The sequence below is a fragment of the Aeromonas sp. s8 genome, assembly GCF_040907785.1.
Lineage (GTDB): Bacteria > Pseudomonadota > Gammaproteobacteria > Enterobacterales > Aeromonadaceae > Aeromonas > Aeromonas veronii.
The window spans coordinates 280,075-306,487 of the sequence record NZ_JBFOCL010000015.1; the positions used below are offsets into that span (position 1 = coordinate 280,075).

General features: G+C 59.2%; 22 protein-coding genes. 11 read left to right on the plus strand and 11 right to left on the minus strand.

The window, feature by feature from the left end; genetic code table 11:
* Positions 1-84: 84 nt before the first annotated feature.
* From AB5Y86_RS05180 to AB5Y86_RS05190, 3 genes are all read right to left on the minus strand, one after another.
* A complete protein-coding gene (locus AB5Y86_RS05180; RefSeq protein ID WP_368192310.1) occupies positions 85-738 on the minus strand; it encodes a transcriptional regulator in 654 nt (217 codons plus the stop codon).
* Positions 739-802: 64 nt separating this feature from the next.
* A complete protein-coding gene (locus AB5Y86_RS05185; RefSeq protein ID WP_368192311.1) occupies positions 803-2,092 on the minus strand; it encodes a serine dehydratase subunit alpha family protein in 1,290 nt (429 codons plus the stop codon).
* Positions 2,093-2,114: 22 nt separating this feature from the next.
* A complete protein-coding gene (locus tag AB5Y86_RS05190; RefSeq protein ID WP_040095234.1) occupies positions 2,115-2,498 on the minus strand; it encodes a Rid family detoxifying hydrolase in 384 nt (127 codons plus the stop codon).
* Between the two features lie 251 nt (positions 2,499-2,749).
* Between AB5Y86_RS05190 and AB5Y86_RS05195 the strand changes: the two genes are divergently transcribed.
* The 3 genes from AB5Y86_RS05195 (at position 2,750) to AB5Y86_RS05205 (ending at position 6,800) form a co-directional block, all read left to right on the plus strand.
* A complete protein-coding gene (locus AB5Y86_RS05195; RefSeq protein WP_005334398.1) occupies positions 2,750-4,045 on the plus strand; it encodes an amino acid permease in 1,296 nt (431 codons plus the stop codon).
* Positions 4,046-4,238: 193 nt separating this feature from the next.
* On the plus strand, positions 4,239-6,245 hold the full coding sequence (locus AB5Y86_RS05200; protein WP_368192312.1) for a methyl-accepting chemotaxis protein: 2,007 nt from the start codon (positions 4,239-4,241) through the stop codon (positions 6,243-6,245).
* 267 nt (positions 6,246-6,512) lie between these two features.
* Positions 6,513-6,800, plus strand: a complete 288-nt coding sequence (locus tag AB5Y86_RS05205; RefSeq protein ID WP_368192313.1) for a hypothetical protein — start codon at positions 6,513-6,515, stop codon at positions 6,798-6,800.
* An 80-nt stretch (positions 6,801-6,880) separates the two neighbouring features.
* Here AB5Y86_RS05205 and AB5Y86_RS05210 read toward each other — a convergent pair whose 3' ends face one another.
* On the minus strand, positions 6,881-7,069 hold the full coding sequence (locus AB5Y86_RS05210; RefSeq protein ID WP_005334402.1) for a hypothetical protein: 189 nt from the start codon (positions 7,067-7,069) through the stop codon (positions 6,881-6,883).
* A gap of 260 nt (positions 7,070-7,329) precedes the next feature.
* Between AB5Y86_RS05210 and AB5Y86_RS05215 the strand changes: the two genes are divergently transcribed.
* The 4 genes from AB5Y86_RS05215 (at position 7,330) to AB5Y86_RS05230 (ending at position 11,878) form a co-directional block, all read left to right on the plus strand.
* Positions 7,330-8,268: a LysR substrate-binding domain-containing protein gene (locus tag AB5Y86_RS05215; protein WP_368192314.1), complete on the plus strand. Its 939-nt coding sequence runs from the start codon at positions 7,330-7,332 to the stop codon at positions 8,266-8,268.
* 240 nt (positions 8,269-8,508) lie between these two features.
* Positions 8,509-9,270 (plus strand): hypothetical protein, encoded by a 762-nt coding sequence (locus AB5Y86_RS05220; protein WP_368192315.1) that lies wholly within the window; start codon positions 8,509-8,511, stop codon positions 9,268-9,270.
* 104 nt (positions 9,271-9,374) lie between these two features.
* Positions 9,375-11,357 (plus strand): alkyl/aryl-sulfatase, encoded by a 1,983-nt coding sequence (locus AB5Y86_RS05225; RefSeq protein ID WP_368192316.1) that lies wholly within the window; start codon positions 9,375-9,377, stop codon positions 11,355-11,357.
* Positions 11,354-11,878, plus strand: a complete 525-nt coding sequence (locus AB5Y86_RS05230) for a hypothetical protein (protein WP_368192317.1) — start codon at positions 11,354-11,356, stop codon at positions 11,876-11,878. Before AB5Y86_RS05225 ends, AB5Y86_RS05230 begins: the two co-directional genes overlap by 4 nt.
* An 84-nt stretch (positions 11,879-11,962) precedes the next feature.
* Here AB5Y86_RS05230 and speA read toward each other — a convergent pair whose 3' ends face one another.
* The gene (speA, locus tag AB5Y86_RS05235) at positions 11,963-13,864 is read right to left on the minus strand and encodes a biosynthetic arginine decarboxylase (protein ID WP_005344160.1); all 1,902 of its coding nucleotides are present in this window, start codon (positions 13,862-13,864) and stop codon (positions 11,963-11,965) included.
* 1,019 nt (positions 13,865-14,883) lie between these two features.
* On the opposite strand from speA, the gene pepT reads away from it, so the two are divergent.
* Positions 14,884-16,107 (plus strand): peptidase T, encoded by a 1,224-nt coding sequence (pepT, locus tag AB5Y86_RS05240; protein WP_368192318.1) that lies wholly within the window; start codon positions 14,884-14,886, stop codon positions 16,105-16,107.
* A gap of 209 nt (positions 16,108-16,316) precedes the next feature.
* Positions 16,317-18,026, plus strand: coding sequence for a lysophospholipid acyltransferase family protein (locus AB5Y86_RS05245; protein WP_368192319.1), 1,710 nt, complete (start codon positions 16,317-16,319; stop codon positions 18,024-18,026).
* A gap of 114 nt (positions 18,027-18,140) precedes the next feature.
* On the opposite strand, the gene AB5Y86_RS05250 is transcribed toward AB5Y86_RS05245, so the two are convergent.
* The 4 genes from AB5Y86_RS05250 to AB5Y86_RS05265 all read right to left on the minus strand — a co-directional run bounded on the left by AB5Y86_RS05250 (position 18,141) and on the right by AB5Y86_RS05265 (position 21,130).
* Complete coding sequence (locus tag AB5Y86_RS05250; RefSeq protein ID WP_019445942.1) at positions 18,141-18,449, minus strand: SelT/SelW/SelH family protein; 309 nt, start codon at positions 18,447-18,449, stop codon at positions 18,141-18,143.
* Positions 18,450-18,525: 76 nt separating this feature from the next.
* Positions 18,526-19,650 carry an adenosylhomocysteinase gene (locus AB5Y86_RS05255; protein ID WP_005353422.1) on the minus strand — a complete coding sequence of 375 codons (1,125 nt, stop codon included), beginning with the start codon at positions 19,648-19,650 and terminating at the stop codon, positions 18,526-18,528.
* Positions 19,651-19,832: 182 nt separating this feature from the next.
* Complete coding sequence (locus AB5Y86_RS05260) at positions 19,833-20,570, minus strand: hypothetical protein (protein WP_368192320.1); 738 nt, start codon at positions 20,568-20,570, stop codon at positions 19,833-19,835.
* Positions 20,570-21,130: a YceI family protein gene (locus AB5Y86_RS05265; protein WP_323875235.1), complete on the minus strand. Its 561-nt coding sequence runs from the start codon at positions 21,128-21,130 to the stop codon at positions 20,570-20,572. The genes AB5Y86_RS05260 and AB5Y86_RS05265 overlap by 1 nt, the downstream gene beginning before the upstream one ends.
* A 109-nt stretch (positions 21,131-21,239) precedes the next feature.
* On the opposite strand from AB5Y86_RS05265, the gene AB5Y86_RS05270 reads away from it, so the two are divergent.
* The gene (locus AB5Y86_RS05270; RefSeq protein ID WP_100645488.1) at positions 21,240-22,139 is read left to right on the plus strand and encodes a LysR family transcriptional regulator; all 900 of its coding nucleotides are present in this window, start codon (positions 21,240-21,242) and stop codon (positions 22,137-22,139) included.
* A 58-nt stretch (positions 22,140-22,197) separates the two neighbouring features.
* On the opposite strand, the gene AB5Y86_RS05275 is transcribed toward AB5Y86_RS05270, so the two are convergent.
* Entirely contained in the window at positions 22,198-22,626 is a 429-nt protein-coding gene (locus AB5Y86_RS05275; protein WP_201947835.1) for a hypothetical protein, read from the minus strand.
* A 67-nt stretch (positions 22,627-22,693) separates the two neighbouring features.
* Between AB5Y86_RS05275 and AB5Y86_RS05280 the strand changes: the two genes are divergently transcribed.
* Complete coding sequence (locus AB5Y86_RS05280) at positions 22,694-24,424, plus strand: formate--tetrahydrofolate ligase (protein ID WP_368192321.1); 1,731 nt, start codon at positions 22,694-22,696, stop codon at positions 24,422-24,424.
* Positions 24,425-24,496: 72 nt separating this feature from the next.
* On the opposite strand, the gene AB5Y86_RS05285 is transcribed toward AB5Y86_RS05280, so the two are convergent.
* Positions 24,497-26,152, minus strand: a complete 1,656-nt coding sequence (locus AB5Y86_RS05285) for a methyl-accepting chemotaxis protein (RefSeq protein ID WP_267511563.1) — start codon at positions 26,150-26,152, stop codon at positions 24,497-24,499.
* Positions 26,153-26,413 lie beyond the last annotated feature (261 nt).

The window sequence follows — 26,413 nt, forward strand, 5'->3', positions numbered from 1 at the left end:
GAGCCCGAAGGATGGCCCAAATAGAGAGGCTAAAACGGGTCAGGGCTGACCCGTTTGCTGCCAATTTGGCCAGATTAAACTGGCTCAGCCCTTCTTGATCTCCCGCAGATAGCGGTAGATGGAGTGGACCGAGATCCCGAGCTGGCGCGCCGCAATCTGGGCACTGTCTTTTAACTCGAAGATCCCCATGTCGTGCAGCTGGTTGACGATAACCCGAGTCTTCTGGGACGGGGGCACCGCCTCGTTGCCACGCACCTCGGCACTGACGGTGTCGATAGTGCTGTTGAGCGCTTCGTCGATGTTGCGGGCGAACACCTCCGGGGTGGGATGGCTCTCGTGGGGATGCATGCACTCCGGCATCATGGTGCGCAGCACAGATTGCAGCGGAGCGTCCATGTCGCTGTTGATGCAGAGCAAGCCGATGGCCCTGTGCTCCCCGTTGCGGATCACGGTCGTGATGGAGCGCAGGGTCTTACCGGTGGCGCACTTGGTCATGTAGGGACTGGAGATATCCTGCCCGCTCTTGAGCTTCATCATCGCCAGGTTGGTGATGGGAGCGCCGACACTGCGGCCAGTGATATGGCCGTTGGCAATCTTGACGATCGAGGGATTGCGCGCATCCAGACTGTGGAGCAGCACTTCGGTGTGCTGACCATACATGGCGGCGATGCCATCCACTATGTTCTCCATCGACTTGAGGATCTCAAAATCGCTCGGACTCAACTCTTGCAGCTTCACAATGGGACCTTCTTGCAAGGGTTGCTGCCGGACAATGGGCGCCGGGCAGCAACCGACAGGGACATCAGGCGGACATGATATCAATAATGGTGCTGTCTGTGGCAGACATGCCCTCCTTCACCATCTGACCGACGTTGCGGATGGTCTGATCCACGTCGCCGGCGACGATCCCCTGCCCCGACACCGAGTGGCTGTTGAGGGCCATCAGGAAGCCGCGCACCGCAGCGCCGGAGGAGGTACTCACCTTCATGGCGCAGGAGGCTTTCGCCCCGTCGCACACCATACCGGCACTGTCGCTCAGCACGTTCTGGATGGCGAAGCAGGATTGCTCGAAGCTGCCGCCCGCCAAATAAACCATGGCCATGGAGGCGGCCGCGCTGGTCACGGTATTGCCACAGAAGGCCGACAGCGGCGGATAGTGGGACTTGATATAGATGGCGCCCAGATGGCTCATGATGAGGGCGCGAGCCAGCTGCTCTTCGCTGGCCGCAAAGCGCTCGGCAATCACCATCACCGGAATGGTGGCGGCAATGCCCTGGTTGCCGCTGCCAAAGTTGCTCATGGCTGGCAGGGTCGCGCCCCCCATGCGGGCATCGGAGGCAGCCGCCGTCATCATCACGATGCGGTTCATCACATCCTCGCCGATAAGACCGGCATTGATGTTCTGCTGCATGGTGCGGCCAATCTCCAGGCCATAGGGGTTGTTCATCCCCTCGGCGGAGAGCTTGCCGTTAAGCTCGGAGGCTTTGAGGATGAACCTGATCTGCTCGAACTCCACCTGGGTGGCGAACTCGTAGATGGCGGCGATGCTGATATCGACGCCATCGCAGATGGAACCGGTGGCGCCGCCCTGGCTCTGATCGGCGGTGAAGGTCACCTCGCCATCGCGGCGCTGCTCGACGATGCGGGTATGACCGCCGCAGAGGGTCACTTCGGCGCTGTGTTCTTCACCCTTGTCATCAGTGCCATAAACGGTCACGCGGCAGAAGATAAACTCGGGGGCTGCGGTGCGGCTCACCTGCACCTTGCCGGCATCGATCAGCTGCTGGGCACGATCCACCTGTTCTGGCTGGATCGCGGCCAGCACCTCCAGCCCGGCATCGGCGTTGCCGCCGATGGCACCGGCCGAGGCCGCAATGGCCAGACCGATCTTGCCGGTGCCCGGCACATAGACACCCATCGAGTTTTTATAGAGATTGTCCGACACTGCAACCTCGAGGCGACTGGGCTCACAGCCCAGTTGCCGGGTGGCGACAGCCGCGGCATAAGCGGCGGCGATTGGCTCGGTACAACCCAGCGCTGGTTTGACAACCTGTTGAATAATCTGCAGATACTGCTGCCACGCTTGTTTCATCACTTGAACCTTTTTATCAGCATTAACGAGCGATATGGGCGATCGCTTCCACTTCAACCTTGACGCCCATCGGCAGATCCTTCACTGCGAAGCAGCTGCGCGCCGGACAATCTTTCTGGAAATAGGCTTTATAGACCTCGTTGAACGCGGCAAAATCGCTGATCTCGGCGAGGTAGCAGGTAGTTTTGAGCACGGTATCCAGCGAGCCGCCAGCGGCTTCCAGCACGGATTTCAGGTTTTCCAGTGACTGGCGGGTCTGGGCGGCAATCCCCCCTTCCACCACACCACCCTGCAGCTTGCAGACCGGCAACTGACCGGAGGTAAAGATGAGGTCGCCATAGGCAGTGCCGTGGCTGTAGGGACCGATAGCGTCAGGTGCCGCTGCTGCTGTGATGATGCGTTTCATATAGCCACTCCTGTTTGTGCAATTTTTTTTGCAATCACAAATCTCATTTCGTTCAACATTATTTGCTTTTTATTTTATCCATTCAACAAAAAGATACAAAAATGGCGTTTAAAGGCACCTTTCAGCCTCAATATAAACCGTGATCACCATCCTGATTTGAACAAAAGTACTCTTATGGGCATTGTTTATGACAGTTTCATTCAACTATATTTGCGCCGCTTTCCCACATCCCTACAAAAAAGAAGGTTTTAATGGACGCGCATAGCACTACACTCGCCAGCCCCGTGATGGGCACGCTGGAATGGAAAGAAGCGGTTCGCTTCGACAGCACCGACTGGGGCTGGATCATCATGAGCATCGGCATGGCCATCGGCGCAGGGATCGTCTTCCTGCCGGTACAGGTAGGTCTGATGGGCTTGTGGGTCTTTCTGCTCTCGGCGGTGATCGGCTACCCCGCCATGTACATGTTCCAGCGCCTCTTTATCAACACCCTGGCCACTTCGCCGGAGTGCAAGGATTACCCCAGCGTCATCACCGGCTACCTTGGCAAGAACTGGGGTGTGCTGCTCGGCGCGCTCTACTTCGTGATGCTGGTGATCTGGGTCTTCGTCTACTCCACCGCCATCACCAATGACAGCGCCTCCTTCCTGCAGAGCTTCGGCGTCACCGACGGCCTGCTCTCCGAAAACCCGCTCTACGGTCTGGTGCTGATCTGCGGTCTGGTGGCACTGGCCTCGCGCGGCGAAAACCTGCTGTTCAAGATCTCCACCTTTATGGTGCTGACCAAGATCAGCGTGGTGGCCGTGCTCGGCCTGATGATGGTGGACAAGTGGGATGCGGCCAACATCACCGCCATGCCCGCTGCCGGTGACTGGATGAAGGATGCCATCATCATGCTGCCCTTTACCCTCACCTCCATCCTCTTTATCCAGAGCCTGAGTCCCATGGTGATCTCCTACCGCTCGCGGGAAAAGTCGCTGGAAGTGGCCCGCTTCAAGGCGATGCGCGCCATGAATATCGCCTTCGGCATTCTGTTCGTGGTGGTGTTCTTCTACGCGGTCTCCTTCACTCTTGCCATGGGCCATGATCAGGCGGTTAAAGCCTCCGAGGAGAACATCTCCGCGCTGGCGATGGTAGCCCAGGGGATGCCCGGCCAGACCCTCAAGCTCCTGAGCCTCACCCTCAACATCTTTGCGGTAATGACCGCCTACTTCGGCGTTTACCTCGGTTTCCGTGAAGCCTGTCAGGGTCTGGCGATGAACCTGCTGCGCCGCGTCATGCCGGAAAACCGCATCAACAAAGGATTGGTGGGTAAGGGCATCATGGTGTTTACCGTCATGCTCTCCTGGGGTGCCATCGTACTCAACGCACCGGTACTGAGCTTCACCTCCATCTGCAGCCCCATCTTCGGCATGGTGGGTTGCCTCATCCCGGCTTATCTGGTCTATCAGGTACCGGCGCTGCACAAGTACAAGGGCACCTCCCTCTATATCATCATCGTCACTGGCCTACTGCTCTGTGTCTCGCCCTTCCTGGCGTTCAACTGATCGGTTTCCCCTTATCGACCACGGGTCACCTTCGGGTGGCCCGTTTTCTATTGGTGCGGCTGACCGCGCCCCCGCCCGGAAGTAAAAAGCCAAGGGGATCACAACTTGCAACCGGCCATCACCCAAGGGAGGCCGCTCGGAGTACTATTCAGGCAATACGACTCACGCCCGCACTCAGGTATCGAGGCTTAACATGAAATGGATTTTCAACCCCGCCATCCGGCTGGGCAATCAGCTCTCCTTCAAATACAAATTCCTGCTCTGGTCCTGCCTGATGCTGCTGCCACTGGCCTACAGCATGACCAATCTGCTGGGGCGGCTGCAGGATGACAACGTCCAGGCCAACCGCGAGCTGGCTGGCGTGGTCAATCTCACCCCCGTGCCCGCTATCGAGCAGGCCCTGCTCACCCATCGCAATCTGGTTACCCGTCACGCCTATGAAGTGGATCCGGTCGGTGATGATCAGGTCAAGGCAGCCGCACAAGCCGTTGATCAGAGCCTGCAAGCCTTTGCCGATACCCGCCAGAACAACCCCTCCTTTGAGGTGCTCCAGCAGGGCTGGGCCGCTTTGCAGAATGAAGCGGGCAAGCTGGAAGTGGAGCAGAGCAACTTGCGCCACGACAAGCTGCTGACCGAGGTGCGCCACCTCTACAAGCACATTACTGCCAGTAGCAGCCTGATCCAGGATCCGGCGCTCGGTACCTACTACATGGTGATCCTCGCCAGCGAGCGGTTGCCGCAGCTGCGCGACCTGCTGGCTCAGGTGCGAGATCGCGCCGCCACCATCGCCGATTTCGGCCTGTTTCAGGCAGAGGGCTACAGCGGCCTGCGTTTTCGTCTCGACCTCATCAGCGCCACCCTGCAGGAGCTGGAGGCCGATCTGACCCTGCTCTACCAGATTGAACCGGCCTACCGCGCCGAGCTGGGTCAGCAGACCGATGCTCTGATACAGCTGGTGCGTCAGGGGGTCGAGACCATGGAAAACAAGATGATGAAGGATCAGCTGGTGCAGCTCTCCACCAAGGAGGTGCAAGCGCTGGGGGATAAAATGGACGAGGCCATCACCGCGCTGGCAGGCCAGGTACGCCAGCGGCTGGAGGCCGACCTGCATCAGCGGCTGACCGCCAACCAACGCCACTTCTGGTGGGTCACCGCGCCGCTGACCGCCAGCTTGCTGCTCTACCTCTACCTGATGATCGGTGCCTATCTCTCCCTGCGCGAAACCGTGGGGCGGGTGCGTGATATCGCCGCCCGAGTCAACGCCCAGGATCTCAGCCAGCATATCGAGATCGTTGGTCAGGACGAACTGGCCGCCATCAGCCGGGATTACAACGTGACGCTGGAGACCCTGCGCACCCTGATGCTGCGAGTGCGGGAGAATGGCGTCACCGTGGTGGAGAGCGCCACCGACATCGAAGCCCGCACCTGCCGCTCGCAGGAGGTCATTGCCGATCAGCAAGGGGAGACCCATCAGGTCGCTACCGCCATCAAGGAGCTGGCCGCCACCTCACAAGACATGGCGGGCAACGCCCTGCAAGCCGCCCGCATGACCCAGGAGGCGCAGAACGTGGTCGGTCAGGGCGAGGATGTGGTGGAGCGCACCATCAAGGCCATCGACCATATCAACCGCGAAGTGCTGCGCACCGCCGACACCATCGGCCAACTGGAGCAGCAATGCAGCCAGATTGGTGGCGTCATCAGCGTGATCCGCGGCATCGCCGAGCAGACCAACCTGCTGGCCCTCAACGCCGCCATCGAAGCGGCCCGGGCTGGTGAGCAGGGTCGCGGCTTTGCGGTGGTGGCCGACGAGGTGCGGTCTCTTGCCAACCGCACCCAGGGGGCTACCGTCGAGATCCAGCAGATGATTGAACAGCTGCAATCCGGCGCCCGCGCCTCGGTCACCGCTATGTCGGCGGCCAGCCATGAAGCGCAGGAGGGGGTCGGGCTGGCGCAGGAGGCAAAACAGGCTTTCGGCGCCATCACCGAGAAGGTGGATCGAATGGTCGATACCAACGCCATCATCGCCAGCGCCATCGAGCAGCAGGGCGCCGTGGTCAACGAGATCGAACGCAACGTGGTGCGCATCTCCGATGGCAGTGACGAGGCGCTGCAAGTGGCCAACGCCGCCCGCGATGCCGCCCGCCAGATCCACCAGCTCACCGAACAGCTGCGCGCCATGGTACAGAGCTTCGTGCTGTAACAGAGCGCTGACAAGCCGGGCTCAACGTGAGCCCGGCATTATCTCGGTCTCGCCCCTGCCCACAACATCTCGGTTGCTCGGATCATCCAGAAAATCTCTGCGCCCCACTTGCCGGGCAAACGCCAACAAAGTAGTCTCGAACGAAAACAAAATGCGGTATTCCCGACACGCACTGTCTGCGACGTCGAGGCAAGCAAGCCGCCTGCGAGCCACAGATTAAACCCAGCGTCACGTCATTTATCACCCGCTTCAAGCGAGGATTTACCCATGGCCAGATACCAGTTTTTTACCATTCCGGCGTCCAATCGGCAGCAATACACCTTTATCGACATGGCATCTCCGACTTTCCTGAGTGAAAAGGCGGCACTACTGACCCAAGGATTCGAGGTGGAGGAGGACTTTATTGACGCAACCAGCCCACGAGAGGCTGTCGAGAAGTACCAATCCAATTTTCTCTATATAGCGGATGAGATTGGCAAGTCCGATAGCAGCTACGCCGCGGCCGTCGCCATGCTGGAGATTGGCAAGGGGTTATTCGGTAATAACACCCGCTGAGATAAGGCACAGCGGTGAAGAGTGGTGGCCATCGTGGCAACACGCCCGATGGCCATATGGCAAGACATCAATTCGGTAAGTCAGAAGCGCCCCAGCTGCTGGAGCATCTCGATCAGCTCTTCTTCGCTGCTCGGCTCATAGGCCAGCTGAAGGCTCGGCGCAGCGCCCCCCATCAGCATGTAGACGTTGGTGCTGCAGTGGTCGTAGTGATACCACTTACCATCGATACAGACGTCGGTATAGCATCTCGGGTCCCTTTTCAGTTCCATATGCACATCCTTTTGTTACATCCAATCAACATCACTCTTGACCGTAAGACAACCGACGGCCGAGTATCTTGATACAAATCAAGATGTGTAACGACGTTCTATCAAGAAACTGAAAGGATGCTCGCAACAGCTTGAATCATGATAAGTAATGAGGCTGTTTTAGAGCTGTTAAGCTTCCCGTCAGTCATGACAGCAACAATGGAAGGTATCGGCTGTTTTACCAACATACTGGGTAAACGGGATAAAAACAGGATGACTTGATGGCGAGTCCACATATAGACCTCAACCTTTTTCGGATCTTCGATCGCGTCATGACCGAAAAAGGGGTATCAGCAGCAGCCAACAGCCTAGATATGACCCCTGCGGCGATAAGCCAGGCCATTCGCCGCCTTAGCGACCAGATTGGCGAGCCACTATTTCTACGGGAAGGACGCGGGATCACACCGACCAGCCGAGCCCTCGCCCTGCACAGGGAGATCCGCACAGCCCTCAATACCATGGAGCGCTCCCTGCAACTCAATCAGGAGTTTGATCCCGGCACCAGTCAGCGCGTCTTTCGCATCGCCAGCCATCCGGATCTGGATCTGCTCCTGCTACCCAGACTACTTGCCCACCTCGCCACTACAGCACCTCACTGCCGCGTCGAATCAGTCCCCGGGCTCTATGAGGAGCACCTTCGCCAGCAAGCCCTTCGCCAGCACAATATCGACCTGATACTGGCCAGCACTGCATTGGAAGAGAGCGGCTTTTTGAGCCAGCCACTGTTGAATCTGGAACTCAGAGTGGTATGCCGTGCAGCCCATCCCCGCATTGAACATCAGCTCGACTTCGAAACCTTCTTTGCTGAAGAGCACGTAGTATGGGACGTAAGACGCAAAGATGACTGGGTGATCCGTAGCCTGACCAACAAGAACTTGCCACCACGCAAAATCGCCTATGAAAGCAACGCGCTGCTGACAGCGCTCTCTCTGGTCAGTCAGACTGACTGGCTCTGTGTCACCAGCCAATGGCATCTGGCCATGATGCGCCAACCGCTTGCCCTCAAGGACTTTCCTCTCCCCTGGGAATCAGCCCCCTGCCCCGTCTACATCAACTGGCATCAGAGTGCAAAACGAGACCCTGCACTCAGCTGGCTTATTCAACAGTTACAATTTCTCACCACAGCGGAACCCAATCGCAATGGTTTAAGGCCAGCTTAACGATTGATTATTGCGAACTGCAATGATCGGGGATGCTGAACAAGTTACGCTAACTGCGTGTAAAAAGTGATGCATCCTCTCTTCTTCATATAAATATGATTGTCAGATGCCACACTATTAATTAATGTCGTATCAACGACATCGATTAATCACATTTCTGATGACACTAATTCACTAACCAAAATAAAAAACCATAACATGATGAAAAAAATACTCCTGCCCCTATGTATAGGGGTAGCTATGCCTGCTATCGCCAAATCATCAGACAATTCTGCACCATTACAGGATATGTCTGACCCACTTGCGGTATATAGCCAATGGGGAAGTGGCATTAGCGATGATGGTCTCAATCTGAAATTCGGTAGCCAATATGACAACGGTAGCCAAAACAAACGGGCTATGAATATCATCGAGGCAAAAGGAGTCATGGGTGAAGGCCTGGGCTGGTCTGATCATCAAAATCGTGACAACTCCCTCGACAGCCTGCGGCTACGCAATTTCACCATCAATACCGAGAGTGGTCTGGGCACCCAGCTGGATATCATCTACAACTTTGATGAAAGTTATCTGGCCGAGCAGAACGCCTCTATCTCCTATAGCCTGATTAAAGCACTACCTGCCTGGGGCCCGCTTCAGCTATATCCTCTGGCTGGAGTTGGCGCCAATATATCAATGAATCAATATATTGATAGTAATCGTAAACAGATCGATGCCGGTTATACCATTCCTGGTACTTTTTATCTCGTCGGCATGTATAGCAAACTGACTCTTAATGAAAAGTGGTGGTTGAATTACAACCCTATGCTTGCCAATACTCTTTCAGGCTCAGAGTTTTATAAAGAAAACGCCTTTGGTGATGGCGAAAGTGCCGCACTGTATCACGAACTCGCACTCTCCTATCAATATTCAGGGCGACTTAACTTCAGAACTTTCATCAACTGGAACAATATTGCCGGAATTGAGGAGGCCGCCTATCGACTGGAGTTCAATTACCAGTTCTGACACACCTTGCCAATAATGCCTGGCAATATCAAATACGGCAGGCTGCAATCTCCTGACTACACTTAGCGCTGCCGCCCAACACAACTACCTCTGGAGTAATTCTGATGAAACCAAGGTTCTCAGCACCCACGGTCGTCACTCTCTTACTGTCCGGCGCCCTGCTTCTGCAACCCGCCTGGGCAGTCATCAATCCCAAACCGGCTAGCGAATTTACCATCAAGGCAAACCAGCAGGTGCTCACCACCCTGCCCTTCAATGACAAGCAGGATTTTGAGGATGCCCAGCGTGGCTTTATCGCCAAACCGGAGACCCTGACCATCAAGGATGACAAGGGCAACGTGGTGTGGGATCTGGAGCAGTACAAGACCTACATCGGCCTCGACAAGGCCGCGCCGGAGACCGTCAACCCCAGCCTGTGGCGCAATGCCCAGCTCAACATGCAGTACGGCTTGTTCAAGGTCACCGACAAGATTTACCAGATTCGCGGCTTTGATCTCTCCAACATCACCTTTATCGAAGGCAACAAGGGCTGGGTGGTGTTCGATCCGCTAATCTCCCCGCAAACCGCCAAGGCAGCGCTGGCCTTCATCAACAAGACCCAAGGGGAGCGCCCGGTCACCGCGGTGGTCTACAGCCACTCCCACGTGGATCACTACGGCGGTGCCGCCGGTCTGTTCAACTCGCTGGACGAGGTGAAAAAGAACGGCGTCGAGATCATCGCGCCGGAAGGATTTACCGAACACGCGGTGTCGGAGAACGTCATCGCCGGCAATGCCATGGCCCGCCGCGCCGTCTACATGTACGGCGCCCTGCTGCCGCGCAACCCGCAGGGGGGCGTCAATGGCGGTCTGGGGCAAACCACCTCCACCGGCGTGCCCTCGCTGCTGTTGCCGACCCGCTTTATCACCAAAACCGGTGAAACGCTGACGGTCGATGGCGTCAAGATGGTCTTCCAGATGACCCCGGGCACCGAAGCCCCGGCCGAGATGAACACCTGGTTCCCGGACAGCAAAGCATTGTGGATGGCCGAAAACACCACCAACACCATGCACAACATCCTCACCCTGCGCGGCGCCCAGGTGCGCGATGCGCTGAAGTGGGCCAGCTTTCTCAACGAGACCATCGAAACCTGGGGTGATCAGGCCGAGGTCAAGTTCCAGAGCCACCACTGGCCACGCTGGGGCAATACCAATATCGTCGACTACTTCAAAAAGCAGCGGGACCTCTACAAATACATCCACGACCAGTCGGTGCGCCTGATGAACATGGGCTACACCGGCGAGGAGATCTCCGAGCAAATCACCCTCCCCCCCGAGCTCAACGACTTCTGGCCGAACCGCGGTTATTACGGCACCCTGCGCCACAACAGCCGCGCCATCTATCAACGCTATATGGGCTGGTACTCCGGCAACCCCTCCGATCTCGACAACCTGCCCCCAGAAATGGTCGGCCCCAAATATATCGAGTTCATGGGGGGCGAGCAGGAGGTACTGAAAAAAGCCAAAGCTTCGTTCGACAAGGGGGAATATCGCTGGGTAGCAGAAGTGCTCAAGCATCTGGTGTTTGCCAACCCGAACAACACAGAGGGCAAGCTGCTGCTGGCAGATGCACTGGAGCAGCTGGGCTATCAGGCTGAATCCGGCCCGTGGCGCTCCGTCTATCTGCAAGGCGCCTATGAGCTGCGCAATGGCGTTCCCAATGTTGGCGGAACAGTCACCGCCTCGCCGGACACCATCCGGGCCATGAGCCCCAGCATGCTGTTTGACTATCTTTCGGTGCGCATTAACCCCGAGAAAGTGGCGGGCAAGAAGATGGTCATCAACATGGCGTTCACCGACATCGGGGAGAAACATACCCTGAGTCTGGAGAACTCGGTGCTCAACCACACAACCCGCTATGCCGCCAAGCCTGATGTGACCATTACCCTGAGCAAGAAGACGCTGGATGATATCCAGCTCGGTCAGGGCACCATGGAGCAGAAGATCGCCAACGGCGAGATCAAGATCGAGGGTGATCAGAAGAAGTTCAGTGACTTCATCAGCCTGCTCGACAAGTTCAACTTCTGGTTCAACATAGTGACGCCATGATGCAACGCACCTTGCGCGCATGCATGGTCCTGCTCTGCCTCATCCCCGGGATGGGGCAGAGCTGTGGTTATGATGCCCTTTATCCTAATCCGTTCGAACAGAGCTGGCCGGGGACGGTCAATATTGCCATGGCGACGGCGACTGCGGTGAGCCGTGAGCAGTTACCCCCCTTGGCAGCCCTGACAGGCGAAGCCGGCTTCTCCCGTAGTCAGGCATGGCTCCAAACCCTCAAAAGTCGACTCCAGCAGGCAGGGGGAGGCGGCGGGATCTCCATCCTGCTTATCGACTCAGGACTCTGGTCCAGAGTACGAGGCAAGGAGTCCCTACTGCTCCAGCTGCACACCAGCGGCCCAAACCCAAAAGACCGGGTGATGCTGCTGAGTGAAGCCGCCATCAACGCCATGTTGAATGGGTCGCTCACCATCGAGCAGGGACTGCAATTGGGTATTGTGGAGCTGCAAAGAGACGACAATCAGCAGTTGCAGCGGGATCTGCACAAGGCGCTGAGCTCGCAGACCTGACCGCCACAGGAGGAACAGATAGAACAAAGGGAGGCAAATGCCTCCCTTTTTTATGCCTTCACGGCGAACGTCAAGCGCGGGCGCTTATTCGTCTTCCAGATAGGCGTAGCCTTGCAGGCCCAGCTCCAGCTCGTCGAGCAGGGCTTTGCGAGTGGCATCGTCCAGCGCCGGGTGAGCGGCGATCCGCTGATAGTTTTCGCGGATCACGGACGGGTCGATGTTGACGTAACGCAGCAGCTGGTCGACGGTGTCGCCACGCACCACGTTGCGAATGTCCATCTTGCCCTCTTCGTCCAGCCACACTTCCGCGCAGTGGGTGTCACCGAACAGGTTGTGCAGGTCGCCGAGGATCTCCTGATAGGCACCGACCAGGAAGAAGCCGACGTGGCACTCTTCGTTCTCGCCGTAGACCGGCATTGGCAGGGTGCTCTCGACCCCCAGACCGTCGACATAGTGCTCGACCTGACCGTCGGAGTCACAGGTGATATCCATCAGGATACCGCGACGGCTAAGCGGACGATCGAGGCCGGCCAGCGGCATCACCGGAAATACCTGACCGATACCCCAGGCATCCGGCAGGGACTGGAACAGGGAGAAGTTGGCAAAGCACTTGTCCGCAAGCTTTTCACTCAGCTCGTCAGCCAGCGCACGGTGGTTGCGGTTGACCGGGTTGAGCATCTCTTTGAGCGCCAGACAGGTGTTCTGGTGCAGCATCTCGGCCCAGGCACGCTGTTCAAGGTTCAAGAGGCCCATGGTGTACTGGGTATTCACGTCACCCAGATCTGCCACCGAGTCATGGAAGATCTCCAGCAGGGAGGGATCTTCGCTGCGCAGATCCAGCCAGCCTTTCCACATGTTCTGCAGAATGGTAGGTGCATCTTCGTCCGGCGCGCTGATGTCGTTCATCTCCACCCCTTCGGCACCAATGATATTGGTAACCAGCACGGCGTGGTGAGCGGTCAGGGCACGGCCAGACTCGCTGATGATGGTCGGGTGCGGCAGGTCGAACTCGCGGCAGACATCGCCGATGCCCCATACCACGTTGTTGGCGTACTCGGAGAGGCTGTAGTTGGCGGAGCAGTGGCTCTGGGAACGGGTTCCCTCGTAGTCCACCCCCAGGCCGCCACCGACGTCCACGACTTCGATGTTGGCACCGAGGCGACGCAGTTCAGCGTAGAAACGGCCGCACTCGCGGATGCCGCCCTGAATGTCGCGGATATTGGCGATCTGGGAGCCCAGATGGAAGTGCAGCAGTTGCAGACAATCCAGCTTGCCCAGCCCGCGCAGACGTTCGATCAGCGCCAGGATCTGGGAGGCGGAGAGACCAAATTTGGACATGGAGCCACCGCTCGATTCCCACATGCCGGAGCCGGTGGAAGCGAGCTTGGCACGCACCCCGATGTTGGGTTTGATGTTGAGACGAGCTGACTCGTCCAGCACCATTTCCAGTTCGGAGGGCTTCTCCACCACGATGTAGACCTTGTGGCCCATCAGATTGCCCAAGAGGGCGTGGCGGATATATTCGCGGTCTTTGTAACCGTTGCAGACGATCACCGAGCCTTGCTCATGGTGATGGGACAGCACGGCCAGCAGTTCCGGTTTGGAACCAGCTTCCAGGCCAAGCCGGGGCTTGTCGCTGTAGGACTGGCTGATGGTCTCGATGACACGACGCTGCTGGTTTACCTTGATCGGGTAAACGCAGAGGTAGTCCCCTTCATAGCCTGACTTCTCGATGGCCTGACCAAAGGCGTTGAACAGCGCATCGACCCGACTCTTGAGGATGTCGGGGAAGCGCAGCAACACAGGGGTGGTCAGCCCGGACTGACGCAACTGTTCGATGGCGTCAGAGAGCACAATATGCGCGTCAGGGCGTGATTTGTCGGGGGCGACGGTCACATGACCGGCGTCATTGATATTGAAAAAACCCGCACCCCAGTAGGGAACGTTGTAGACCTTCAAGGAGTCCTTGCTGGACCAGTTAGTCATGGGCTATGCCTCGCAAATGAGCGACCCAAAGTCGCCTTCGTTACCCTCAATCACATCCAGACCATCTAGTGCAGAGTACGGCGAGCGCTGCCATCACGAGACGCAGCCACCCAAACCAACGCTTTGCACATCGCGGCAAGCCAGAGGCTGCCTGGTGGATCTTGGGGAAGTAACGAGTCTTGATGTGGGGCTGGTGGCTTTACATCAAGCTCAACGGTATGCGGTGCCACTATGCCGTAGCGCCGCGGTACTTTGATGACAGACGACATCAGCCACGCCGTCAGTTCATCATTCGGCAGCGATCCCGACAGAAGGAGAGGGTTCCAAGGAAGAGAAGAGAAGCGAAGGCGCCAGCACGCATGCGTGTTGATAGACGACAACAACCACAGCCCACCTCACCGTCAGTGACCGCCCATGACAAGGGAAGATGATGAGCCGGTGGCCCACTCGGTCAAATGAAGGATGAGAGTCTGTTGTTCTCCCTGATACCGGAGCCTAACCGGTATTAAAGAAACCATTCCCCAGCAGTGTCTGTCGTTTCTGCGTGCCTCGCCCTATAGGCGTATGATCGGTCGGGTTTCTGGCGGCTCTGCCTGCTTCAGGGTTGCCCTTGGATCGGCGCGGAGTGTACACACTTACCGCGGGCAGTGACAATAAAAAATAGTGTTCAAAATCCCCTTTTAATAAGTCGATCAAATCTTGCTGGCGGGCAGGCAGGCTCTGGGATGGCGCAGGTTATGCGACAGCCCGGTTTCCCCTTGAAAAGTGTGTGAAAACGCCATGATTGGGCTGACGCCTTGCTGTGCGGTCGCTGAGGGGAATTTGGCCGCCACCGCCAGCGCCTAAATATCGCAATAAATGCCACATTTATGCGATCTCCCTCCCGGACGTTGCCCCGCGCGCCGTACATTCGCCGCTCTTCCCTTGCGTCAAAAAATGGGAAAAACCTGCGCTGACGCAATGAGTGCCCCGCACGGATTGGCCACAATGACCGCTCACAATCGGTTAGAGGCTGACTAATGGATACCCTGCTTGAGCGTTTTCTGCGTTACGTAACTTTTCATACCCGCTCCGATGAGACCAATCCAGCCTGCCCCAGCAGCGAAGGCCAGCTGATCTTTGCCCGTGCCCTGCAAGAAGAGATGAAGGCGCTGGGGCTTAGCCAGGTCACCCTGGATGAGCACGGCTACCTCACCGGCTGCCTGCCGGGCAACCAGCCGGACGCCCCCGCTATCGGCCTGATTGCCCACATGGACACCGCCGACTACGAGGCGGAGCACGTAGTACCGCAAATCATCGAAAACTATCAGGGCGGCGACATCTGCCTTGGCAAGGGTGACGAGGTGCTCGCCATCCGTGACTACCGCTTCCTGAAAAACTACCTGGGTCAGGATCTCATCACCACCGACGGCACCACCTTGCTTGGCGCCGACGACAAGGCAGGCATTGCCGAAATCCTTACCGCCATCGCTCACCTGCAGGCCCACCCCGAGATCCCGCGCGGCGATATCTGGGTCGGCCTTACCCCGGATGAAGAGATTGGCCGTGGCGCCAACCTGTTCCCGCTGGACAGATTCCCGGCCAAGTGGGCCTATACCGTGGATGGTGGCGAACTGGGCGAACTGGAGTATGAAAACTTCAACGCCGCCAGCGCCACGGTGCGTTTTATCGGCAATAACGTCCACCCCGGCACCGCCAAGGGGAGCATGATCAACAGCCAGACGCTGGCCGCCCGCTTCCACGCTGCCATGCCTGCCGAGCAGACCCCTGAGTGTACCGACGGGTATGAGGGCTTCTTCCATCTGGCTCAGATGAGCGGCACCGTGGAGGAGAGCACCCTGCACTACATCATCCGTGACTTCGACGACGAGCACTTCGCCGCACGCAAAGCCGAGATGCAGAACCGGGTGGCCGCCCTGCAGACCGAGTATCCGAAGGCCCGCATCGAGCTGACCCTGACCGACAGCTATCACAATATGCGCAGCCAAATAGAGCCGCACATGCATATCGTCGAGCTGGCTCGTGCCGCCATGGAGGCCGCCGACGTGGTGCCGAAGATCAAGCCCATTCGCGGCGGTACCGATGGCGCCCGCCTCTCCTTTATGGGTCTGCCCTGCCCCAACCTCTTCACCGGTGGCCACAACTTCCACGGCAAGCACGAGTTCATCCCGCTGCAATCGATGGAGAAATCGGTCGCCACCCTGGTGGAGCTGGTGCGCCTCACCGCAGCCTGGCGCGGTTAATCGGGTCGCTATCATTACCAGGGCAAAGGGGGGAGCCGCTTAACCGGCTCCCCTCTTGCTATCTGGCCATCACCCATCAGGAAAGGGAAACCGGGGAGAGTCGCTCAGGAACAACCGTCTGCCGCTGCCATCAAACTGTCATCCCGCTGACATGTCACGGGAACAGTGTCACATCATGCTGGGAGCAACGGATCGCCGGAGCCTCCCAGATGTTCACTATCGATACCCTGCTGACCCAGCACTTCCCCCGCCTGCTTGGCTACCCCCTGCTTACCCCGCTGTTAAAGCGGCTACTGGGCTGGCTGCTCAACGAGCAGGCCTTTGCCGACTTTGCCGCCCGCTACCCGCACCTGCGCGGCCTCGACTTTGTCGAGCAGGCGCTGACCCGGCTCGATTTCGACTATCGGGTCAGCGAGGCGCAGCTGGAGCATATTCCCGCCAGTGGCCGGGTCATTCTTGTTGCCAACCATCCCATCGGCTCGCTGGACGGACTGGCGCTGCTGCAACTGCTCGGCCGCATCCGCCCCGATGTGAAGATCGTCGCCAACCAGCTGCTGGCACAACTCGCGCCGCTACGCCCTTTGCTATTGCCAGTGGACAATATGGAGGGCAAGACCGATCGACAGGCCATCCTCGCCATGAACGAGCACCTCGCCCATGAAGGGGGGCTGGTGATCTTCCCCGCAGGCGAAGTCTCCCGGCTTGGCCTCAAGGGGGTGAAAGATGGCCCCTGGCAGGCAGGCTTTATCAAGCTGGCCCAGCGCACCCGCACCCCGCTGGTGCCCATCCATCTGGGAGGGCGCAACAGCCTCTGGTTCTATCTCGCCTCCTGGCTCAACAAGCCCGCCTCCGCTCTGTTGCTGGTGCGTCAGCTGTTTCGCCAGCAGGGGCAGACCCTGCCGGTGACCATAGGGGCGCGCATTCCGCTCGGCAGTTTTCAGGAGCTGCCCGCCAAGACGGCGGCGCGGCTGGTGCGCAACCACCTCTACCGGATTGGCCGTGGCAAGGCGGGACGGCTGCAGACCGAGGCCCCCATCGCCCTGCCGGAGGATCGCCGCCAACTCAAACAGGCCATCGAAAGCTGCGAACAGCTCGGCACCACCCCGGATGGTCAGGGGATCTACCTCTACCGCCGCCACGAACTGAGCCACTCGGTGATCCTGCGCGAGCTGGGGCGACTGCGGGAGATCGCCTTTCGCGCTGTGGGGGAAGGATCCGGCAAGCGGCGGGATCTCGATGGTTTTGACAACGACTATCACCACCTGATCCTCTGGGATCCGGCCCGGCTCGACATCATCGGCGCCTACCGCTTTGCCCCTGTGGCGGAGCTGCTGGCCAGCAAGGGGAAGGATGGCCTCTACAGCCACACCCTGTTTGGCTTTGAGGATAAGCTGCTGCCGCGGCTGGAGCTTGCCATCGAGCTTGGCCGCAGCTTTATCCAGCCCGCCTACTGGGGCAAGCGGGGGCTCGATTATCTCTGGTTCGGCATCGGTGCCTATCTGGTTCGCTATCCTCGCTACCGCTACCTGTTTGGCCCGGTGTCGCTCTCCGGCAGCCTGCCGCCGGCGGCCAAGGATCTGCTGGTGAGCTTCTACCGCCAGCACTTTGCCCCCGAGCTGGCGCTGGCCCCCTCCCGCCGTCCCTACCCCGAGACGCAACCTCTGTTCGAGGGGGTGGATTACGGCGCCGATCTCAAAGCACTCAAGGCCCGTCTCGATAATCTGGGCTGCGCCATCCCTACCCTCTACAAGCAGTATTCCGAGCTGTGCGAGCCGGGCGGGGTGCAGTTTATGGACTTTGGCATCGACCCCGACTTCAACCACTGCATCGACGGGCTGGTATGGGTCGATGTGAGCCGCATCAAGTCCCACAAGCGGGCCCGCTATATCGGCAGCCATCTGGCCGAGCCGCGCTCATAGCCCTGCAGGCACCAGGCAAACAGCCAAAGGCAAAAAAGGAGAGAGAGGCCATCGCCTCCCTCTCCTTTCGCTCTCATGCTCAGCAGCTTTTCGAGGCGCTCGGCCCATCTGGCGTTACTCGGCCGCCTTGCGATCCGAGTGGCCGAGATCCCGCTCCGGAGCGATGACGTCACGCACCCGCTGTTTGATCTCCTTGGCCTCGGGGAAGCCATCATCCACCACCCGATCCCACACCTGCACCCCGCCCACCAGAATGCGAAACTCCCCCTTGCTGGCCGGCACCAGCGCCACCTCCCCCAGATCGCTGTCAAAGGTGGAGAGCAGCTCCTGCGCCAGCCAGGCGGCGCGCAGCATCCAGCGACAGAGGGTGCAGTAGCGGATTTCGATGCGGGGTTTGCTGATCAGGGTTTCAGACTCGGTCATGAGTGACTCCATAAAAAAGCGACAATGGCGGGAAGTGGCGTGCTGCCGCCCAATGGCCGATCCCGATTCGGTCAAATCAGTGCTGATCAACCCCATGAAAATCGGCCAGCCAATGGCGGGCAATGGTACGCATCGCCGATTCTGGCAGTTCGAACAGGCCGGGAGCAAGAGGGCCTGCCGCCAGCATCCGGATCCCTTCCATGATCTCCGCCAGCACCAGATAGACATATTCGCCAATCACGGCGCCATGGACGAAGTTGACCGCCTCGCCCCGGTTGAGCAGGTAGATCTGGGTACCATCCGGCCGGTTGAGGGCCAGCACATGGGGGCACACCTCTTCGCTCGGCCACGGCAACTGGGCCAGCGAGAAGGCAAACTCGTCGTCGGCCGAAGTGACCGAGGCCACCATGGTGCCGGGGCGCAGCGCCTGCAGATCCGCCAAATCCAGCGAGCCGTTGCCGGTAGAGCAGATCACCAGCTCGGCGCGGCTCAAGGCTTCAGCCTTGGTGATCAAGCGAAAACCGTGAGAAAGCGCTTCGACCTGTCGCAGCACATCTGTTTCCACCAGCCCGAGATGGAGGTTGCGACAGCGCAGGTCGCGGGCGATGCTGCGCCCCACCTTGCCATAGCCAAACAGCACAGCTTCGCAGACGTTGAAGGTACGGTTGAGGTTGCGGGCCAGCGACTCCGCGGAGTAGACCACGCTCAAACCAATCTGGATATCCTCGGCCTGCTTGAGGGGGCTGCGCGCCACCGACACCACAGGGGTCGCCAGCACCTCCTGCTCATAGCGTTGATGGCCGTTCTCGGTCATCTCCACCACCCCGAGGAAACGGGGGCCGAAGTATTCACTCAAGATCACCTGGGTTTTGGCAAAGTAACCGCCAATATCGAGGATCAGCAACCGCTCGTGGGGGGCCACAAGCGGCGCAATCTGCTGGATGAGGCTGTCGGGTTCATTGGTCCAGCGCCGGTTGAGGGGCAGCACCGGATAGTGCTGGGATACCCACTCCAGGGTCGGACCGTGTACCGATTTCGGTTTGGGCAAAATGGCACCAATCCGTCCAATCTGACCGAGAGCGTCGATAAAACGGGGGCGATCGGGAAGCAGGTGAGTGACCAGCAGAATGCAGAGACCATCGATACGTCCCTGTCCGGTGAAATGGCGAAAAAACAGATGCTCAGATCCTTGACTGCGCAACTGTGGCCTCCTTATGTGCCGCAAAGCAGGCAAACAGAACCCGGCGCGGCCGGGTTCTGTGTGTGTCCAAATAAAATGAAAATCCTTTTTATCTGAAACACATATGGGGCTCAATCATTATCTGCCAAGAGTATGAGCGAGTATGCAAAAATGACTGTAATTGCCTGTTTTTCATGCAAAAATCAGTACAAAGAAGCAGCAGGCCACACCCACCATAGGCTTAGTCCGGTTCCCGCGGCAGCGAGCAGGATCAGCCCACCCCAACACACTGGCCAGGGTTTGTCACGTAACGCCCACTCCAGCAGCGGCAGCAACCAGACCGGCAGCAACACCACCAGCGGCACCTCCACATATTGCCAGGCCAGCATCTGGACGAAGGCGAGGGCCAGCGCCAGACCGGCTGGGGCTACCTTGGTGCCAACAACGGTGGCAAGCAGGGCACGAAAACCGGCGAAAGCGGCCAGCGCACCGGCCAGCTGGGCAATCAGCAGACTGCCATCGATGCCGATCACCAGCGCCAGCCAGATAAAGCCGAGGGCAAACCCGAGCCCTTCGCGGCTGTCACCGCGCAGACCGCTCCAACCAAACCAGAGGATGGCGGGCAGTAGCGCCAGCCAGATCCTGGGTTCGCTCGCCAGTACCGAGGCCAATCCCTGCCACCACACCAGCGCACTGAACACCACAAAGAGCAGCAGTGAACCGCGCAGATCGTTCACCTGAGCCGCAATGGCGGGCACCAGCAGGGTCAGCGGCAGCCACTGCCACGCCTTGGCCGGAATACCATAGAGACCGCCGAGCCAGGAGCCCACCAGCCAGAGCGCCAGCGCGCCCCACAGATACCCCAGTCGCGGCCAGCGCCACGACAGCAAAGCGGCTCCCAGAGGAGCCGCCAGGGTTTGCAGCAGAAGTTCCGTGCCCATTACTTGCGCACGCCTTCGACAAACAGGTTGATGTTCATCTCGTCCGGGATGCCGGGCAGCATGTAGCTCACGCCAAAGTCACTGCGCTTGATGGTGGTGGAGGCGTTGAAACCGCTGCGGTAACCGCCCCAGGGATCCTTGCCTTCGCCAATTTTGACCAGATCGAAGGCCACTTCCTTGGAGACGCCGTGCAGGGTCAGGGTCCCTTTCAGCACGCCTTTATCCTTGGTGCCCTCGTAAGCGGAGCTGACGAAGGTCATCTTGGGATACTGCTTCACGTCGAGGAAGTCCGGACTGCGCAGGTGCTTGTCGCGGGCTTCGTGATTGGAGTCGACGCTGGCGGCATCCACTTCAAAGCTCGCCTTGGCGGCCGCCGGGTTGGTGTCATCCATGCTGAAGGTGCCGCTGAAGGTGTTGAAGCGACCCACCAGCTCGGAGAAGCCCAGGTGACCCACCTTGAACTGCACCGTGGTGTGCGCCGCATCCACATCGTAATCCGCCGCCATCAGAGGGGTAGCCATAAACAGGCAGGAGGCCAGCAGAGCCTTGGTCATTTTCATCCGTTCGTTCCTTCATCTTGGGGTTCACATCAGTGGTTAAAATGCTAACCTCGTTCTGAAGATGAATAATCAGTGATTTATTAAATTCATTATTTACTGAGGATGGAAAATGGATCAGATCGCCGCCATGCGCACCTTTATCAAGGTGGTGGAGTGCCAGAGCTTTACCAAGGCCGCCAACCAGCTCGGCATCTCGGTCGCCATGGCCTCCAAACTGATGCAACAGCTGGAGGAGTCCCTCGCCACCCGCCTGCTGTCGCGCACCACCCGTCAGGTCAATCCCACCGAAGCGGGCCAGTTCTACTACCAGCGCTCCCTCGCCCTGCTGGCAGAGCTGGAAGAGACCCACAGCCAGCTGACCCACCACAACCAGCAGCCCAACGGCACCCTCAAGCTCTCGGTGCCGATGGACTTTGGCTATCTGCACCTCTCCCCCGCCCTGCCGCTGTTTCGCCAGCGCTTTCCCGACCTCAAGCTCGATATCGAGTACAGCGACCGGCGGGTAGCGCTGGTGGAAGAGGGGTTCGATCTGGCGCTGCGGATCGGCCACCTCAGCGACTCCTCGCTGGTGGCGCGCCAGCTTGCCACCATTCGGGTCGAGCTTTGCGCCAGCCCCGCCTATCTGGCACGCAAGGGCAGACCGGAAAAACCCGAGGATCTCAAGCAGCACGACTGTCTGATCTACACCCTGACCCAGCCGGAGTGGCACTTCAAACGGGGAAGCGAGCAGCAGAGCATCCGGCCACAGGGGCCGCTGCGGGCCAACAACGGGGTGGCGCTGACCCGCGCCGCTTGTGATGATCAGGGCATCATATTGCAGCCCACCTTTATCGTGGGGGAGGCCCTGCGGTCAGGGCAGCTGGTCAGCCTGCTGCCGGAGTGGGACAAGGGAGATGTGGGACTTTATGCGGTCTATCCGCACCGCCGCTTCGTCTCGGCCAAGGTGCGCTGCTTTATCGAGTTCGTGCAGGAGCGCTATCTCGCCCCGCAACAGTGGGATAAGCCGTGATGATTGCCAGAGCAGAAGATACGGCCTGACTGTCCGGCCTGCTGGTCCGGCTTGAAACCTAACGCTGGCCGGATGCGGTGGTGGATGCGGCAACAGGGGTGAGCTTGGCTAGCAGACGCTCCTGCTCGAGGCTTAACTGCCAGCGTGGCAAACGGGTGCGTATCACCGACAACTGCTGCTCACTGAGGGCATAGGGGAGCGCCACTTCAATCTCGGGGCAGTCAAACATGGCGGCCAGCTGCAGGATCAAAATGAGGTTTGCCTCGTCTGTCTTGTGCTTGTTGACCCGTTTGCGGATCTCGTGGCGCAGCTGGGTTTCGGGGTCCTGGGTCATCGCCTGCCAGCCGAAACCGAACAACGGCACCAGCGCGCTGACAATCCCCAGCGCCGTCATCGGCTGCTTGGGGGGATGATAGAGTGCGTTGAGATCCAGCAGAACAGGATTCTGACGAACCTCACCCTCGCCAAATAAAATCGTTTTCGTCATTGGATTACCCGTTATATTCCACTAGACTGCGCCGCATATTTTACCCCGATATGCCAACGAGGTGCTGATGCTAAGCGATATCGAGATCTCCCGCCAGTCCCCCCGTCTCTCCATTCACGCGCTGGCCGAACGCCTCGCCATCCCCCAGCACCTGCTCAGCCCTCATGGCCACTACAAAGGCAAACTCAGCCTCGACCTGCTCACGTCTCAACCCAAGCAGAGCGGCAAGCTGGTACTGGTGAGCGCCATCACCCCGACCCCGCTCGGTGAAGGGAAGACGGTGACTACCCTTGGCCTCTCCATGGGGCTCAACCATATCGGCCAGCCCAGCATCGCAACCATCCGCCAACCGAGCCTCGGGCCGGTATTCGGGGTCAAGGGGGGCGCAGCCGGTGGCGGCCACGCCCAGGTGGTGCCGATGGAGGAGATGAACCTCCACCTCACCGGCGATTTTCACGCCCTGACAGCGGCCCACAATCTGGCGGCGGCAGCCCTCGATGCCCGCCTGTTCCATGAGCGTAAACTCGGCGACCAGTTCAGCGCCAAAACCGGCCTGCCGCGGCTCGATATCGATGCTGACAACATTCTCTGGCCACGCACCCTCGACATGAATGACCGCGCCCTGCGCCACCTCACGATTGGACAGGGGGGCGCAGCCGATGGTGTGGAGCGCAGCGATCGCTTCGTCATCACCGCCGCCTCCGAGCTGATGGCCATTCTGGCGCTGGCAAGCGATCTGAAAGACCTGCGCCAGCGCATCGGCCGCATCCAGCTGGCCCGCGATATTCACGACAAGCCCATTACCGCCGAACAGTTGGAAGTAGCAGGCGCTATGACGGTGCTGCTGAAAGATGCGCTGCAACCGACCCTGATGCAGACCACCGAGCAGACGCCGGTGCTGGTGCACGCCGGCCCCTTTGCCAATATCGCCCACGGCAACTCCTCGGTGATCGCCGATCGCATCGCCCTTGGTTTGACCGACTATGTGGTGACCGAGGCGGGTTTTGGCTCCGACATGGGGCTGGAGAAGTTCTTCAACATCAAGAGCCGCCAATCCGGTATTACCCCTGCCTGCGTGGTGCTGGTGGCCACGGTGCGCGGCCTCAAGGCCAACAGCGGCCTGCTCGATATCCGTCCGGGCCAGCCGCTACCTGCCAGCCTGCAGGGGGAAGATCTGCCGACCCTCAAGCAGGGCTGCGACAACCTCGCCTGGCATATCCGGAACGCCCGCCGCTACGGGGTGCCGGTGGTGGTCGCCATCAACCGCTTCCCCACCGACAGCGAGGTCGAACTGGCGCTGCTGGCCCATGAAGCGCAGCAAGCCGGTGCCTGTGGCGCAGCCATCTCCAACGCCTTCACCCTGGGTGGTGCCGGTGCCAGCGAGCTGGCCCGCGCCGTGGTCGCCGCCTGCGAGCAACCCGGCAAGGTGAAACTGCTCTACCCCGACGAGGCGAGCCTCGACGCCAAACTGGCAACCCTGGTGGAGTGCGGCTACGGTGGCCGCGGAGTGCAGCTCTCCGACAAAGCGCACCAGCAGCTGGCACAGCTCTCCGCCGAAGGGTGGGATCACTTGCCCATCTGCGTGGCCAAGACGCCGCTCTCCATCAGCCACGACCCAGCCCTCAAAGGGGTGCCGACCGATTTCGAGGTGCCCATCGACGAGGTGAAGCTCTGCGCCGGTGCCGGGTTCGTCTATGCGCTGGCGGGCCCCATCATGACCATGCCGGGGCTGGGCAGTCTGCCTGCCTATCGCCATATCGATATCGATGAGAACGGCGAGATAGTCGGCCTGAGCTGAGCCCTTCCACAACGCCAGAAACAACAAGGCCCCGCCAATTGGCGGGGCCTTCTGTTATCCATGCATCAACCCTTAGAGGGTGAAGCGCTGGGTCATATGGTGCAGGGTGTTGGCCAGCTTGCTCAGCTCGCCACAAGCCTGGGCGATCTGATGAGCGCCCTGGGCATTCTCGTCAGCGGCATTGTGAATGTTGACGATGCTGCGGTTGAGCTCTTCGGTCACCGCGTTCTGCTCTTCGGTGGCGGTGGCGATCAAGGTGTTCATGTCGGTGATGCGCACCACGGCACCGTTGATGGTCTCGATACTGGTACCGGCATCCCGCGCCAGACCGACGCTCTCCTGCATCTGGTGACGGCTCAGCTGCATGGCGTTGCCCGCCTCGGCGGCGCGGCTCTGCAAGAGCTCGATCATCTTGCTGATCTCGGCGGTGGAGTCCTGGGTACGCTGGGCCAGGGAGCGCACTTCATCCGCAACGACCGCAAAACCACGGCCCTGCTCACCGGCACGGGCCGCTTCAATGGCTGCGTTAAGGGCCAGCAGGTTGGTCTGACCGGCGATATCGCGGATCACATCCAGCACCACGCTGATGTTGGCGCTGTCGGCCTCCAGCTGCTGCACCACTGTGCCCGCTTGTTCAATCTTGACCGACACCTCTTCGATGCTGGCAATGGAGCTGCGTACCACTTCGCTGCCAGCAGCAGAGGTGCGCGAGGCATCCTTGGCGGCGCTCATGGCATCCGTGGTGTTGCGGGCCACTTCGTTGACGGTGGACTGCATCTCGTTCATGGCTGTCGCCACCTGGGAGACTTCGTTCTGCTGGATAGCCATGCCGCTGGCAGACTGGCTGGAGATGGCGCTCACCTCCTCCACCGCGCTGCTGAGTTGGCTCACGGAGCCGGCGATCTCGCTCACCAGATCGGAGAGGGAGCCCTGCATCCGGTTGATGGCGGAGCCCAGCTGACCCAGTTCATCACGGTTGAAGCGGCTGTCACGGATCCACTGCTGCAGTTCGCCCTGACCCAAATCGCCATTGGCAATACGCTGGGCCTGACGGGCCAGCATGATCAGCGGGTCGCGAATTTGGCGGGTCAGTACCACGGAGAGCACCACCACAAGGATCAGACCGATCACCAGCGCGATGGTGACACTCAGATTGGCGGATTGATAAGAGTCGACAATGTCGCTGCGGGATTCAGACGCATAACCATGGTTAATCTGGATAAGGGAGGCCACTGACTTGCTCAGCGCGGTGTAAAGGGGTACCCCCTCTTCAAGGAAGATGCGTTGGGCTTCGGCAAGCTGATCGCTGTCTTGCAGCTGTTTGACTCGCTGGTGCAGGGCGACGTAACGATCCCAGTCAGATTTCACCGTATCGAAGGTACGGCGCTCCGCCACATCCTCAGGCCAGATCGTCTTGTCATGGGCAATCAGCTGCTGCGCGATCGAGTTAAGCTGCTGACTGGCAATATTCCGATATTCAGCCCTTTTCAGCGGCTCGGCAGCCACCACGAAATAACCCAGCTCATAACGACGCAACTCACCGAGAGAATCCCCGATCGCGCTGGTGCGATTGACCGCTGGCAAGATGCTGTCGGTAAACCGGATGGCAACATCATTCATGTTGCCAAACTGGACAAGGGAAAAACCGCCGATAAAGGCGACCATCAAACCGAGCACGGCAAAGCCGGCGGTGAGTTTTTTGCCTATGGTCATGGAACTGGTATTCATGGGATATCCTGGTGGTCGTTAAATTCGTAGCACTCGTCCGGTTCACGCCCTCCTGGCATGAACTATCTGGCCACCTGTTCAGTGGCGCACCATCCAACCTTGATGAATATCTCTGAATTCCATGAGCGGCAGCGAGAGCCGTGAGGGGGCGCTAGAGTAACCGGATTGTGATGGTTCGGAAAGAGTCTGTCCGGTTACTTTTTGTAAGGTGAAAACGAGGGGTTTTTCGTGTTCGATTAAATATACCGCTTAGATGAATAA